The 14,867-nt window shown below is 40.8% G+C and carries 10 protein-coding genes and 3 pseudogenes; 2 read left to right on the top strand and 11 right to left on the bottom strand.

All coding sequences use genetic code 11. The annotated features are described in order from the left end of the window. Positions 1 to 76 precede the first annotated feature (76 nt). From QUD05_RS30480 to QUD05_RS30500, 5 genes and pseudogenes are all read right to left on the bottom strand, one after another. Positions 77 to 1,727: pseudogene (locus QUD05_RS30480) on the bottom strand (iron uptake porin). Between the two features lie 148 nt (positions 1,728 to 1,875). Further along, positions 1,876 to 2,493 carry a Crp/Fnr family transcriptional regulator gene (locus QUD05_RS30485; RefSeq protein WP_289799313.1) on the bottom strand — a complete coding sequence of 206 codons (618 nt, stop codon included), beginning with the start codon at positions 2,491 to 2,493 and terminating at the stop codon, positions 1,876 to 1,878. A 534-nt stretch (positions 2,494 to 3,027) separates the two neighbouring features. Next, positions 3,028 to 3,696, bottom strand: coding sequence for a phosphate signaling complex protein PhoU (phoU, locus tag QUD05_RS30490; RefSeq protein ID WP_289799314.1), 669 nt, complete (start codon positions 3,694 to 3,696; stop codon positions 3,028 to 3,030). Between the two features lie 28 nt (positions 3,697 to 3,724). Continuing rightward, positions 3,725 to 5,044 (bottom strand): sensor histidine kinase, encoded by a 1,320-nt coding sequence (locus tag QUD05_RS30495; protein ID WP_289799315.1) that lies wholly within the window; start codon positions 5,042 to 5,044, stop codon positions 3,725 to 3,727. Positions 5,045 to 5,097: 53 nt separating this feature from the next. Continuing rightward, on the bottom strand, positions 5,098 to 5,850 hold the full coding sequence (locus tag QUD05_RS30500) for a winged helix-turn-helix domain-containing protein (RefSeq protein ID WP_094349166.1): 753 nt from the start codon (positions 5,848 to 5,850) through the stop codon (positions 5,098 to 5,100). A 509-nt stretch (positions 5,851 to 6,359) separates the two neighbouring features. On the opposite strand from QUD05_RS30500, the gene QUD05_RS30505 reads away from it, so the two are divergent. Beyond that, on the top strand, positions 6,360 to 7,343 hold the full coding sequence (locus tag QUD05_RS30505) for a coiled-coil domain-containing protein (protein ID WP_289799316.1): 984 nt from the start codon (positions 6,360 to 6,362) through the stop codon (positions 7,341 to 7,343). 53 nt (positions 7,344 to 7,396) lie between these two features. After that, a complete protein-coding gene (locus tag QUD05_RS30510) occupies positions 7,397 to 8,476 on the top strand; it encodes a coiled-coil domain-containing protein (RefSeq protein WP_289799317.1) in 1,080 nt (359 codons plus the stop codon). A 405-nt stretch (positions 8,477 to 8,881) separates the two neighbouring features. Here the strand turns inward: QUD05_RS30510 and QUD05_RS30515 are convergent, their stop codons facing one another. The 6 genes and pseudogenes from QUD05_RS30515 to fabF form a co-directional block, all read right to left on the bottom strand. Then, positions 8,882 to 9,388 carry a hypothetical protein gene (locus QUD05_RS30515; protein WP_289799318.1) on the bottom strand — a complete coding sequence of 169 codons (507 nt, stop codon included), beginning with the start codon at positions 9,386 to 9,388 and terminating at the stop codon, positions 8,882 to 8,884. A gap of 131 nt (positions 9,389 to 9,519) precedes the next feature. Then, positions 9,520 to 10,164, bottom strand: a complete 645-nt coding sequence (locus QUD05_RS30520) for a leucine-rich repeat domain-containing protein (RefSeq protein ID WP_289799319.1) — start codon at positions 10,162 to 10,164, stop codon at positions 9,520 to 9,522. Between the two features lie 60 nt (positions 10,165 to 10,224). After that, positions 10,225 to 10,635 (bottom strand): type II toxin-antitoxin system VapC family toxin, encoded by a 411-nt coding sequence (locus QUD05_RS30525; RefSeq protein WP_289799320.1) that lies wholly within the window; start codon positions 10,633 to 10,635, stop codon positions 10,225 to 10,227. Positions 10,636 to 10,644: 9 nt separating this feature from the next. Then, entirely contained in the window at positions 10,645 to 10,938 is a 294-nt protein-coding gene (locus QUD05_RS30530; RefSeq protein ID WP_289799321.1) for a hypothetical protein, read from the bottom strand. 124 nt (positions 10,939 to 11,062) lie between these two features. Beyond that, positions 11,063 to 13,089: pseudogene (tkt, locus tag QUD05_RS30535) on the bottom strand (transketolase). Between the two features lie 385 nt (positions 13,090 to 13,474). Beyond that, positions 13,475 to 14,726: pseudogene (fabF, locus tag QUD05_RS30540) on the bottom strand (beta-ketoacyl-ACP synthase II). Positions 14,727 to 14,867: the final 141 nt, after the last annotated feature.

Genomic DNA, 14,867 nt, shown 5'->3' on the forward strand with positions numbered 1-14,867 from the left:
TTCTTCCTAAACAAAACCCCACCTAAAAGTGGGGTTTTGTTTATCTAATTCTCAGCTTTATATTTCATCTCCAATTTTAGAAGGAGAAAGTAGTACGTAGAGTACCTACGTATTCAGTATCATTAGCGTCGTTGTGTTCTGGGTTGAAGATTACCAACAAACCAGGTGTAACCTGAATATTATCGGAAATCTTGTACTTGTAAAGACCCTCTAAGTGATAAGAAGTACTGTCGTCGAAGGTAGTATTGCTAAGCAACTGTTTTGATGCTACCACCAGTAACTTTGGGTGGTTGACCAAAGATCACACCTAAAACGTTGCCTTCGCCACCAAAGTCTTTCAAAGCAAGCGCTCCAGCCCAGTACCAAATATCTGCGTCTGCACCTGCATTAATACCAGTCCTAGCATCAGCAGTTGTGTAACCTCCCCAACCACTAATAGCCAACTGAGGACTAAATTGGAAGGTAGCTTGTACACCGTAGTTGTTGGATTCAGTACGAGTGTTAGCCCCAAAAGGAGTATTGGCAAAAATACTACCTGTACCTTGGAAAAGGTTATTGGCAGCACCATCAGTTTGATAAGTGCGAGCGTAAGTTAGACCAATATTAAAGGCTTTGGTGGGTTGGAAAGATATCTGACCAAAGATAGCGTTATCACCATCAAACAACCCATTATTAAGGGTAGGGTCGTTAGCAGTCCTAGCTAGATAAGCACCGCTGAGACTTATGGCGCCTTTAGGATTGAAGGTAACAGTTACACCAGAGCCACCTTGACCTTGGCGATATATGGGGCTGAAACGTCCATAGCGTGAGAGCGCACCTTTACCAGAACTGGCGAAGTCAGGGTTGAAGTTATTGATGTTTTCGTATAATTCAGCACCAGTAGCATCAACTTTGACACGTACTGCATCAGTCAAGTTGAAAGCATAGTTGAGTTTATCAATGCTAACGCTGTTGCCAGTATCTCCATCAAAACTTAAGCGGCTCATGTTAGTACCAGTACCGGTACCCAATGCATCGTTACCACGATTGGAGACGATATTACCAGCATTTAGACGTGTTTCCAACTGGTCTGTACCAGTGAAACTGCTCAACAATTTTAAACGAACGCGATCGCTAAAAGTGGTGTTGTAATTTAAATCTTGAGTAGGATCGCCACCACGAGCGGCTCTAGTGTCACCAAAAACATCAGACACGGCAAAAATTGCTTCTCCAACCAACTTGGTGGTAGTGGAGAACTGATTAGCTTCCAACTCAGAAGTGCGGGCTTCTAGTCCATCAACGCGACCGCGCAGAGTTGCTAGTTCAGCAGAATATTCTTCTTGTAAACGCTGTAAAGTAGCTAAATCTTGTTTGCTGACCAAATCAGCAGTAGCTGTAGCAATCAGTTCATTAACCCGATCTAAACACGCATTCAAACCTGCGGCAAATTCATAACGGGTTAAAGCACGGTTCCCACGATAAGTACTGTTAGGATAACCTGCAATACAGCCATAGCGCTCAACTAGAGATTGTAAAGCTTGGAACGCCCAATCTGTAGGCTGCACATCCGAAAACTGAGAAACTGATGTTACCTGACTCATGTCGTTAGACTCTTGAGCTTCAGATAACTCGCCAACATTTGTTACCTGTTCGTTAACTTCAGCAGCTAAGGCACTGTTAGCAACGAAAAATGTAGCAGCTAATACAACCGGACTAACCTTAAAAAGATTCCAGAATCGTTTTGTCATGTTTTTACTTTCACTCACACCTACAGTAATCCAGTCATAACAAAATGCTTTAAACACTTTTCTTTCGTGGATTTCACACACAATCACAACGATGATTATACATTTAGTCTGTGATTATTACAAGCAAGTCAGTTAATATACTGCTGAACTATATATAGTTTTTAATTAATTTATTTGGTAGGCGCAAAATAATGCGGCGTTTGTGACGTAAAACTGTTCCTTCTTCCTCTAACTGCTGTAAGAGTCGCGTAACTGTTACTCGCGTAGTATTTAAGACTTCAGCAATATCTTGATGGGTAACATTTAAATCAATTAGCTTACCCTTATCTACGTCACGGCCAAATTTTTCACTTAACCATACTAAAAATTGCCATAAACGTAGCAAAATTGGTTTTCGATGCACAATGCTTAGTAGATCCTCTGCTTGTTGAATATGAGACAACAAAGCATTAATATCCTGATGCCACAAATGAGGTGGCACAATGCTTACTTCCACGCCCGTGAGACATTCAATTTGGTAGGGCTTGACTCTAGACAAAGGATAGCCAATCAGATCCCCTAGTCCCCAATAACCGAGAGTGATGAATGTTCCATCTTCACTCCATGTTAAGGTACGAACTGCACCGTATTCAATACGCCAAAGCACATCATTTTGAGGTGGAATTACTTCCCGACGGGTAAATATCTGCTGGGGTAATTGTCTGCTGAAAGCACAGCTATTTGACACGGCAGAAGAGTTTGAACTAGGAATTGTAGAATACATCATTAACCGTAATTACACAATTATCAGGGAATCTCGCTATTCACAATGATTAAGAAACTCTAATAACTTGTATCAAAATTTACTTGTGTCTCGGAAAGTCTATTCTTCTCAATTAGAGCTAGGGACTAACTCAAAATCTTCTGATGGCAACAACTTTTGCTTAAGGTATTTATCAGTGAGATAGAACCAAAATTTTTAGTTATTTACCCGCTACTTTAATTGTGTAAGTTTAAGAATAGGTAAGCTTTTAGTAAAATATTTAGTTAACCTATTTTTAATAATTTGGTATTTTTTGAAGACTAAGTATGTATGTAGGCACAAATAATCTATAAGACTCATATCTGATTTTTGAACAAGATTTCAGATAAAACCCTGATAAAACTGGCTTTTCAGTCTCAGTATGTTTTCAGAAATCAAATCGGAGTCCTATATGAAGATAGGAGGGTGGAATGGAGCTTACTAAGTCGCTGGATTTATATCCCCGACTTCTTGCAGATACTTGGAGCGTAGAAGTCGGAGATTTGGGCAGCATATCAATTAGGAGCGTTGATCGGTGACAATATATGCTACTCTTTGACCGATATTTGTCGCATGATCTGCCATACGTTCCAGACAACGAATTGCCAGTGCTAGCAGTATAATTGGCTCGACTACACCAGGCACATCTCGTTGTTGGGCTAAAGTCTGATAAACGCGATCGTAAGCATCGTCTACAGTATCATCCAGATGCTTTAAACGGCGTCCACCGGCTTCATCAAAATCTCCCAAAGCCTTTAAGCTAGTTGCTAGCATCGCCTGCGCGTGAAGGGACATAGCTTCAATGTCGGGCATTGACGTATGAGGCGCGTAAGGAAAAATTTTAATCGCAATTTCAGCTAAATCCTCAGCATAATCGCCAATGCGCTCTAAATCTCGCACCAGCTGCATAAAAGCACTCAAGCAGCGCAAATCAGGAGCCGTAGGCGCTTGTAGCGTCATAATCGCCGTACAGTCTGATTCGATTTGACGATAAAAGCGATCGATCTTTTTATCTAATCGGGGGAGTTCCTCAGCGGCTATTAAGTTACGAGTAAATAACGCTTGGTGGCTGAGGCGAAATGATTGTTCTACCAAGGCACCCATGCGTAATACATCCCGTTCTAAGCGCCTAATGGCGCGTGCGAGTTGTGGTCTTTGAGGATTGGGAGTATAATCGACGGCTTTCACACTTGTTTTCTCAAAGGTGAAGATATTACTAACTATAGTCTTGGCTTAGGGAGTTTGCCATAACTTCAGGAAATTGGAGTTGCATCCACGCACCGCCGGTTTCTGGATGGTTCATCGCTTTGATTGAACCACCGTGAGCAATTAGAATCTGCTCAACGATCGCTAAACCTAATCCACTGCCAACGATCGCTCCTATGGAGTTACTATCTTGGGGAGAATGGGTTCGGGCTTTATCTCCTCGATAAAATCGCTCAAAAACGTGGGGTAAATCTGCCTCAGAAAAGCCAACTCCCGAATCAATAAGATTTATTTCCAAGATTGGGGAAACAGGATCGTTATCTTTTGTTGATAAGATTTTCGCTTCAACATGAATACTTGTGCAAGGAGGACTGTACTTAATGCTGTTGTCTAGCAAGTTGAGAAAAACCTGGTAAATCCTGGCTTTATCTGCCTTAATCCACAGATTTTCGGGGCCAGAATAAGAAAAAGACAGATGTTGACGTTGTGCTAAGGGTTCTAGTGTTTCCCAAACAGATGTAATTAGTGATCGCAATTCTACAGCTTTGGCTTGCAATTGCAGATTTGGGTTTGCTTCCATTTGGGTAAGGTCTAACCAGCTTTGCACTAAGTTAATCAGTCGGTCAACTTCTTGCATGAGGCGGTTAACCCAGCGATTTAAAGGTGGTTCCAAGCGATTTTGTAAAGTTTCTACAACCAAGCGAATCGAAGTTAGCGGTGTTCTGAGTTCGTGTGCTAGATCGGAAAAAGAGCGATCGCGTACTTGATTTATATCTAATAGGGGTTGACGATTTTCTAAAAATACTCCCACTTGTCCATTGGGTAAAGGCAAACTAGACGCCCGCAAAGCCAGAGATTTGATTGTTGCCATCTCTGCCGTATCATCACAAGATGGATGAAATATCCATTCTCCCGTTTGTGGTTTTTGGCGATCGCGAGTTTGCTCAATTAAATTGTCAAGTTCATAAGACCGTACCAACTCCAATAACAAGCGCACCTGTTCTGGTTGCCACCTTTGCAGATACAAAATTTCCTGCGCCTGTCGATTGCACCACAGCAGTTGATTTTCCTCATCCACCTGCAAATATCCCACTGGGGCAAAATCTAGCAGGTCTTGGTAAGTTTGCAACGACTGCTGCAAATCTTGTCGCTGCTGTTTCACCATCGCTATTTCCTGCCGCAACCCAGGAATCAGCAGCAGTCCCATCTTATAAGAATGCGAGGTTAACGGTCGGAGTAAGCGCCCCAGGTAGCGGTTAAGTTGAATCTGTTGCCAAATCCAAAACCCAATGCCTACCGCTAAACCCAGAAAAAATCCCAATAAAAGCATTTGAGTTGTTAGTTTTTTGGTGACTACTAAAAACTAACAACTATCGAAACTAATTATCCAAACCTATAGCCAAAACCTCTTACAGTCACAATATATTCGGGGTGACTGGGATCTTGCTCTAATTTTTCGCGCAACCACCGAATGTGAACGTCTACAGTTTTACTATCGCCGACGAAATCCGGCCCCCAAACCTGATCGAGCAATTGTTCCCGTGACCATACCCGGCGGGCGTAACTCATAAACAGCTCCAGCAAACGGAACTCTTTGGGAGAAAGACTCACTTCTTGACCGCGAACTAGCACGCGACATTCTTGGGGATTTAAGGAGACATCCTTAAATTTTAATACTGGTATTGGTGGTAAATTACTTAGGCGTTGGCGGCGGAGTAAAGCGCGACAACGAGCCACTAACTCTCGCATACTAAAGGGTTTGGTCAGGTAGTCATCTGCACCCACTTCTAACCCCAAAACACGGTCAGTTTCACTACCCTTAGCACTGAGCATTAAAATAGGTACTGGGTTGCCTTGATGACGCAGCAAACGGCAAATATCTAGCCCATTGATTTGCGGCAGCATCAAATCAAGAATGACCAGATCGAAGGGAAGTTCCCCTGAATTGGTTTCAAAACTTTTGAGATATTCTATAGCAGACCGCCCATCAGGGGCAGTTATCACCCCGTAACCTTCTTCTTCCAGAGCTACAGCTAGCATTTCCTGGATTAATTCTTCATCTTCTACTACTAGAATACGGCTGGTTTGTCCAATGTCCGTTCTGGCAGAATATTTGGTCGATTCACTGGTATACATTGATATCACAAAAGTCTACGACTGTGTTTGTATCAATTAGGATGATGAGTCTATTATCTCGCCTTACTGCAACCGCGCTTCTACTAGGGTTAATTCTTTTAGATTTTCTTTACAAAAAGTAATATACACCACAGCAGTATCCTAAATCATAAATCACTGTGGCTGCAAGCTTCTAATAGTTTTTAATTAAAGACTTTCAATTTTCGATTCTGTCTTCACAAGATCCAAAGACACTATTGCATGAAGATTATCTTGACAGAGGAGATTAGTTTAGGTATATTTATCTTAGTACAAAAATACTATAAAACCTCAAAAGAAAAACTATACTGAAAAACAGAAGGACATATATGTGGAAAATTCGTACCCACTAAGTGTCAGATGTGGATCATTTCAGTATTTCCACTGCGTTAAAAATGTTGATTTAAAGGCTACTCTGATGTCTGCATAGGGTAGTCATTGGTATGGCTTGCTACCCAATAAATCATTTGCCTATTGAAGGGAGTTGGAAGATGACTACAGTTGGAGTCAAAGACAGCAAACAACAACTAATGCAAGCATTTCAACAAATTATTATCCAAAGAAAAAAACTTGAATCCAAAATAGCAACCAAACAAGAGGAAGCAGAAAAGGCAAAAAGTCAAGAAATTCTGCAAGCAGCTTCTGCATATACAGTTGATAGTATTGTCAAAGGTTTAGCTGATTTACAATTAGAGTTTGGCAGTATTCTCAATGGATTATCTGAAAAACTAGCTCAGGAAAATTCCAAGTTAGATGAATTGAACCGAGCTATAGAAATTGAAACTCAACGTCTACAAGAACTGCAACAAATTAGAGTTGTAGCGGATACTTTAGACGTTTTAAGTCAAGAACACCAAGAAAAATTAAAAATTCTCGAACAAGATACTATTAGCAAAAAGGAAGCACTAGAGAAAGAAATTGCAATTAGGCGGAAAGAATGGCAAAAAGAGCAAGCAGAGTATGAAGAAAAACTTCAAGCATATAACGATTTATTAGCCAAAGACCGCCAGCAAGAACAAGAAGAATTTCAGTATAAGTTAGAAACTACTCGCAAACTCAATACAGACAGCTACGAAGGGATAAAACGCCAACAACAAAGGGAAATACAGGAAAATTCTCAAAAGAAAGGGAAAGATTGGACAGAACGAGAAAAGATATTCGCTGAACGCCAACCACTCTTCGCAGATTATGAACAAAAAGTAACTACATTTCCCAGCGAACTGGAAGAAGCCATTAAGAAAGCTAGAGAAGAAGCAATTAAAGAAACAAGCCAAAAAGCTAAAATCGAGGCTGATTTATTTGAAAGAGAATGGGAATCGAACAAACAGAGCTATGAACAAAAAATTCAATCTCTGGAAGAAACAATTAAGAAACAATCTGAGCAAATAGAAGGCATTTCTGCTCAATTGCAAACTGCATTAAAACAAGCACAAGACTTAGCTATGAGGGCTTTTGGTAGTTCTAACCCTAAATAGTTGTGAGTTCGTAGCATCTTAATCATTTTGAATTCCTGAAGAGGAGGTTTGTTGTGGTGGGGAAAAAACCGACTGATAAGAATACTAAAGTAGAAATTCTTCAGGCGTATGAGGAGTTGGCAAAAGAAAAAGCAGCACTGAAATCAGAACTCGATAAAGTTGCCCAAGAAAACCAGTCTGGAACTAAAGAACAGCCTAAATTAGAACAAAAAATAGCTATGAATCAGCTTTCTAGTGTCCAACAAAAAATGAACAATACAATTGAAAGCTTGGCAAAAATTCAATTAGGTTTTGGCAGTGCTGCTAATGAATTATCGGAACAGCTAACCACAAAAGCCTCTAAATTGGAAGAAATTAGGCGAACTTTAGAAGAAGAAATTCAACAATTAACACAACTGCATAATTTAGAAGTTTCTGATGATATCTTGGATACTCTCATCCAAGCCTATGAAGATAATACTAAAGCTTATCAGGAAGAATATAGCCGACGTTCTGAAGTGTTATTCCAAGAAATACTAGAGCAAAGAAATACTTGGGGAAAAGAACAAGAGGAACAGCAACGGGCGATAAAAGAACGGAATGAAAACTTGAATAAAACTCGGCAACGCGATGCTTCAGAGTACAAGTATAATCTAGAACTCCAGCGGCAACTGCAAAATGACGAATACGAGCAGGAACAGAAAGCGCTATATAAGCAACTGGAAGAATTATTACAAGAAACAGAAAAGCAGTGGGCTGAACGGGAGAAAGCAATTTCGGAAAGAGAGAAACAATTTGAAGAGTTAAAAGCCAAGGTAGAGGCTTTTCCAAAAGATAAAGAAGCAGCCATCAAAAAAGCTACAGAAGAAGGCAAAGGCATCGCCAACTACCAAGCGAAAATAAAATCAGATTTATATTCTAAGGAAGTAGAAGGGCAAAAGCGTTTCTATGAACAAAGGCTGCAATCTCTAGAACAAACTATTACTAATCAAGAGACGCGAATTCAAAATCTTTCTAAACAACTTGAATCCGCTCTCAAACAAGTTCAGGATTTGGCAGTTAAAGCTATTGAAGGTACTTCAAATGTTAATTCATATCAGGCAATCAAAGAAATAGCTTTAGAACAAGCAAAGACTCAAGCGAAAAATAAATAAGCTTATTTATTTTTGATAAAAATTGCAGAGACTTAATTTAATTTAAGTAATTTAAGTCTCTGCAAGTAACTATAATGCTTTTTATTCAGTTTTCTTTGGTTTTTTGAGGTCTGCGGGAGGTTGTACTTTCTTCTTCTTTGTTGGGCTAGTCTGCGTTTGCTTCAATGTTTTGTTGGAATTTTGTTCTTGACTAGACATAATACTAAGTTTTAATATCTCCCTTACGGGTATTCTTGATTACATCACTATATCACAGGAAATTTAAGTTTAACTAAAACAACTTAGTAAATAATGTTACCTCTGTAGCAGCATCCTAAATGTGAGGGTTAATTAAGTAATAAGTAATATGGCATTTTTTATAGTTGGTTGTGGAGGTGCGTAGACGTAGCCTGCGGCACGCATCGCTTACCAAAGCAAATAAGACTTTATGCTTTGTATATCCATACCGTAGAAAAAGATAATTACTATCAGCTTTACTGCCAGCGCAGTCAAGAATACCCTAATAACCTCAAACGAATTTACCAAAATCGTACATCTAGCATCAAAACCAATAGATAAAATACCAATAGTGACATAACCAACTAAAGTTAAAGTAGCAGTCATTACTACAATACCAAATGTGAATCCTGCTGCAACTATAGTTCCAATTCTATCTTCAATAATTAGCGCCACTATAGTTCCTATTATCAATGCTGTTACTAACCAAGAGAATATATTAATATAAAAATATTTTTTAAGAATATACCGTATATTCCAAATAATAACTACAGTTATAATTACAAGAACAGCTCCTAATTTTACTCCGGCAATAGCTAAATTAAAATTAGTAATTTCCTTCATTAAATGAATAACTAGAGTTGCACTTGTAACTCCAATTACAATCCCTGCAAAGAAAGTAATATTTATTAGCAAATCGTTTTGAGATAAAGAAGGGCTATCTATAAGAAATATATTTTAAGAATCGGTTCACATGTAGTGGATAGTTTAGTACATAAAATAAGCGATAAATCGCTTACTACGAGCTATACAATGTATCAGCAATTTTACTCCAATAGCTTTCGGATATGCTTTGGGATAGAATTGCACTTAGGATTATTCTCTATGTTGATATCCTCCAGTAATTTCAAATCGCAAATACTATCTGGTAAAGACTCTAACATATTGTCACGAGCATCTATGTACCAAAGATTTTGTAAATTGCCAATACTTTCTGGTAAATCTATTAAATAGTTTTGCCTGATATTTAAAAATTCAAGACTTTTTAATTCACCAATACATTCTGGCAAAGACGTGAAGTAACCATTTTCAAGAGAAAGATATTTTAAGTTTTTAAGATTACCAATTGTCTCAGGTAATGAGGTGATTGCTGTGTTACTAATTTTAAAATATGTCAAAGCTTTAAGTTGTCCAATACTATCAGGAAGTTTCTTTAACCTAGAAATATCTCTTATACAACCTCGTATTAGTAGTTTCTCAAGATTTGCCAACTTTCCTATGCTGTCTGGTATTTCTTTGAGCCAAGCACAATCACAAATATCTAGTTCCTGTAAACTTGCGAAATTGCCAATACTATCAGGTAAATATTCCACGTAGTGGCAATCGTAAATACTAAGTTCTGTTAATTGAGGTTGATAAGTAATAAATTTGTCAAGTTCTTCTAGAGTGTGTGCAATGTTAATAGAAGTCATATAGATTAGTAAATAATCATTAATAGTTAGCTTAAAATCTATTTGCCAAAGCTCTTATTTCTAATAATCTGTTGATAGCCAATTATCCAAGCTTAGTTCTTCAACTCGCAGCAAGTCAGAATCATTAGAAACCAGGATTAATCCGCGTACAATTGCCGTAGCCGCTATCAATACATCAGCCTCTTGTATTTTCCTACCCTTTCTTTTTAAATCTGCATGAATTTCGCAGGATTTTTCTATAATTTCTAAATTATCTAAAAATAAAATTTTATAAATTCCACAGAATTTATTTAAATCAGATATCTGTCTGCTAGCATTTGCATAAAGCAATCCTCTTTTGGATTCAAAATATGTTATACAACTTATCAATACATCTTCTCCTAGAAAACGCACCTCCTCTAGTTTACTATTTACCTTCTGATTCTTCTTCAGAATAGCTGTTAATATATTCGTGTCGAGAAGATAGCCCATTATTTATTCCTATCTCCTTTCTACTGCTGCATCAAACATCTCTATTTGGTCTGGTGTTAAGTCATTTAATGTCCCAGAAACTGCCTCTATCACTAGAATACTATCAATTCTATCTGTTAATTCCCTTTCAGAAAGAGCATTTATAAATTCTGGTGAAAACTTATCTAATAAATTAATTAGATGTTGAATAATTTCTTGTTTATCTAATCTTTCTTGATAGAGACTATTATCTTGAATTAACTTATCGACGATTTTTGATAACCGTGCGATCGCTATATCTCTTTTACCCGAAACTTCCTGCATAACTTCCTCTCAATTCGTAACTGATTTATTCAATTATAGTTAATCTTCCTCAGCCCTTCTCTATGTAAAAAAAAGGCGGGCTTTTCAGCCCACCCCACAATATTTTGAGAATATCCTGTTGCTATTAACCCAACAATTGTTTAGCCTTAGCTAATACATTATCAACGCTAAAACCAAACTTCTCTAAACAAACACCGCCTGGAGCCGAAGCACCAAAGCGATCGATACTAACAGTATCGCCTTCAGTACCCACATATTTGTGCCAACCGAAACTAGCGCCAGCTTCTACAGATAAACGCTTGGTGACAGCTTTCGGCAAAATTGACTCTTTATAAGCCGCATCCTGTGCTTCAAACAGTTCCCATGAAGGTAGGGAGACAACACGGACTTTCTTACCTTCAGCCTTAAGTTTTTCGGCTGCGCCGACGGCGAGGCTCAGTTCTGAACCAGTGGCAATTAGGATGAGATCGGGTGTACCTTCGCTATCCACCACGGTGTATCCACCCTTGGCTACGCCCTCAATCGATGTACCTGCCAAGTTGGGGACGTTTTGACGGGTGAAAGCCAACAGAGACGGAGCATTTTCCTTCGCCTTTTCGATCGCTACTTTATAAGCACCAGAGGTTTCGTTACCATCTGCGGGACGAAACACTAATAAATTAGGAATAGCTCGCAAGGAAGCCAGAGTTTCAATGGGTTGGTGTGTGGCCCATCTTCACCTTGTCCAATGGAATCGTGGGTCATCACCCAAATCACGCCAGCTTGAGAAAGGGCGGATAAGCGGATGGCAGCACGCATATAATCTGTGAAGATTAAGAAGGTAGCACCGTAGGGAATTAATCCTGAACTATGCAGCGCGATACCATTACAGATTGCGCCCATACCATGTTCCCGCACACCAAAGTGGATGTTGGGGTTTTCGTAGTGCCCTTTTTGGAAGTCGCCCTTACCTTTGATTTCGGTCAAGTTGGAGTGGGTTAAGTCAGCCGAACCACCAATCAATTCAGGTAAAACTGCCGCTATTTTGTTGAGGCAGGTTTCTGAGTGTTTGCGGGTAGGTAGTCCTTTATCTTCTGGGGTGTAGGTGGGTAGTACCTTGTCCCAACCATCGGGTAGTTTGCTGCTAATGTAGCGTTCAAACTCAGCCGCTTCTTGGGGATACTTAGCTTTGTAGTCAGCAAATGTTTTGTTCCAATCGCTTTCGTAGCCTGCACCGCGCTCAACTGCTTTACGTGTGTGGTTGAGGGCGTTTTCTGGAACTACGAAAGGCTCGTATTCCCAACCCAAATTCTTCCGAGTCAAAGCTATTTCGTCTCCACCAAGGGCAGCACCGTGAACGCCAGCGGTGTTGGCTTTATTGGGGGAACCATAACCGATGATGGTTGTCACCTTAATCATTGATGGTTTATCAGTGACAGATTTAGCTTCTTCAATTGCTTTGGCGATCGCTTCTAAATCGGTATTGCCATCTTTAACGTGCAAAACGTGCCAACCGTAAGCTTCAAAGCGCTTGGAAACATCTTCGGTGAATGCCACATCTGTGGAACCGTCGATGGAAATGTGGTTGTCGTCGTACAGAGCAATGAGTTTGCCTAATCCCAAGTGTCCTGCGAAAGAAGCAGCTTCCCCGGAAATCCCTTCCATATTGCAACCGTCACCTAAAATTACGTAGGTGTAATGGTCAACAATCTTGGTATCGGGTTTGTTAAATTTAGCAGCAAGGTGCGCTTCGGCGATCGCTAAACCGACTCCATTGGCAATTCCTTGACCCAAGGGGCCAGTGGTGACTTCCACGCCTGGGGTCATGAAGTTTTCCGGGTGTCCAGGGGTTTTGGATTCCCATTGACGGAATTGTTTGATATCTTCAATGCTTACACTGTCGTAGCCTGTCAAGTAAAGCAGGGCGTACTGCAACATCGAGCCATGACCGGCAGATAAGACAAAGCGATCGCGATTAAACCATTTGGGATTCTTGGGATTAAACTTCAAAAAGCGATCCCAGAGGACAAAAGCCATCGGAGCCGCGCCCATTGGTAGTCCTGGGTGTCCCGATTTAGCTTTTTCTACGGCATCAACAGCCAAGAAGCGGATCGAGTTAATACAAAGTTCTTCGAGGGACAGTTCTTTGGCGGATTGGGTTGCAACAGTCATAATCTCTTGTTTTTAACGACGGGTTAGCACTCTTCGTAGCTTCTTTTGCTGGGGTTATTTTAGATTCCCCACANGTATCCTCATCATCCCACTCCCGCTTGTCGATGGACAAGCGGGATCTCCTGAGTTTCTGGTGATAAATCAAGCAGATAATTGGGTCATGCTGAACGCTTAAGTTATATCGGAATGATATTTCTGATACTTTGGGCATTGGGCATCCCTTCGGCTTACCTCGGCTTCGGTTCCATCGAGCGGAGTCGAGATGCTCGGCACAAGTCGCTCAGGGCAAGTGGGCATGGGGCAAATGAGCAGGTCGGATTAAACTACTGAATTCTGAATTCTGAATTCTGAATTCTGACTCCTGCCTCCTGATTCCTGCCTTCTTTTAAACGTATTTCTTAAAGGCCAGTGTGACATTATGACCGCCAAACCCAAAAGAATTGGATATTGCCACCTCGACTTTTTGAGCGCGGCTAGAGTTAGGCACGTAATCTAAATCACACTCTGGATCGGGGTTTTCCAGATTGATTGTCGGTGGAATTTGGTCATTAGCGATCGCTAGTACTGTTGCGACTGCTTCAATACCTCCAGAACCGCCCAATAAATGACCTGTCATCGATTTGGTGGAGCTAATTGCCACCTTATAGGCGTGTTCTCCCAAGGCTTTTTTGATTGCTGAAGTTTCAGTTGAATCATTAGCTGGGGTACTAGTGCCGTGGGCATTAATATAGCTAATTTCTTCGGGAGTTATGCCAGCATCTTTAAGAGCCAGTTCGATCGCTCTAGCGGCTCCAAGTCCACCAGGTACGGGAGAGGTGATGTGGTAGGCATCACAGGTCATGCCGTAACCGATCATTTCGGCATAAATGTGAGCGCCGCGACTTAGGGCGTGTTGCAGTTCTTCGAGAATTAAAATTCCTGAACCTTCACCCAAGACAAATCCGTTGCGATCGCGGTCAAAGGGACGGCAAGCATGAGCCGGGTCATCATTGTTAAAAGAGAGTGCTTTGCAGGCGGCGAACCCAGCTATCGACAATGGTGTGACAGCCTGCCTCCGTTCCCCCGCAAATCATCGCCTGGGCATATCCCCCTTGAATTAAGCGAAAAGCATCGCCTACAGCGTTTGAGCCAGCGGCACAGGCAGTTACAGGACAAGAGTTTGGCCCTTTAGCACCCGTATGAATTGCCGTTAATCCTGCGGCCATATTGGCGATCATCATCGGGATCATGAATGGACTACAGCGATCGGGGCCACGGTTGAGGTAGATAGTTTGCTGGTCTTCTAATACCTTAATGCCACCAACGCCAGAGCCGATCATCACACCTACCTGTTCTGCATTCAGGTCATTGATCGCTAACTCCGAGTTAGCGAGAGCCTGTTTTGCTGCCGCAACCCCAAATTGGGAAAATCGATCCATGCGCTTGGCCTCTTTGCGCTCCAAGTAATCATGTGGATCGAAGTTTTTCACCTCACCAGCAATCCGGCAATCATGGCGAGACGCATCAAATAATGTGATGTAGTCAATGCCATTGCGTCCACTCAATAATCCATTCCAATATTCTGTTGCTGTGTTACCTATAGGTGTAATCGCGCCAACACCAGTTACAACAACGCGTTTACGTGTATGATCTGTCATGATTCAGTTAAAAATGGCGAAAAAGCAGCAGGCAAAAAATTTGAGGTTAGCGACTAGGTACTTGGTGAGCCAGCGCGGTCTTAAAGGTTTCCTTTACGAGCGACTGGCATCGGATTTGCTGACTTCAAGTGACTGTCGTTA

This window comes from Nostoc sp. GT001 (assembly GCF_030382115.1).
Lineage (GTDB): Bacteria > Cyanobacteriota > Cyanobacteriia > Cyanobacteriales > Nostocaceae > Nostoc.

What these genes read in the sequence shown, in the direction of transcription:
- QUD05_RS30485 (WP_289799313.1), bottom strand. Translation starts at nt 2,493, where the DNA reads ATGATGTATTCTACAATTCCTAGTTCAAACTCTTCTGCCGTGTCAAAT.
- QUD05_RS30495 (WP_289799315.1), bottom strand. Translation starts at nt 5,044, where the DNA reads ATGCTTTTATTGGGATTTTTTCTGGGTTTAGCGGTAGGCATTGGGTTT.
- QUD05_RS30500 (WP_094349166.1), bottom strand. Translation starts at nt 5,850, where the DNA reads ATGTATACCAGTGAATCGACCAAATATTCTGCCAGAACGGACATTGGA.
- QUD05_RS30505 (WP_289799316.1), top strand. Translation starts at nt 6,360, where the DNA reads ATGACTACAGTTGGAGTCAAAGACAGCAAACAACAACTAATGCAAGCA.
- QUD05_RS30520 (WP_289799319.1), bottom strand. Translation starts at nt 10,164, where the DNA reads ATGACTTCTATTAACATTGCACACACTCTAGAAGAACTTGACAAATTT.
- QUD05_RS30525 (WP_289799320.1), bottom strand. Translation starts at nt 10,635, where the DNA reads ATGGGCTATCTTCTCGACACGAATATATTAACAGCTATTCTGAAGAAG.
- QUD05_RS30530 (WP_289799321.1), bottom strand. Translation starts at nt 10,938, where the DNA reads ATGCAGGAAGTTTCGGGTAAAAGAGATATAGCGATCGCACGGTTATCA.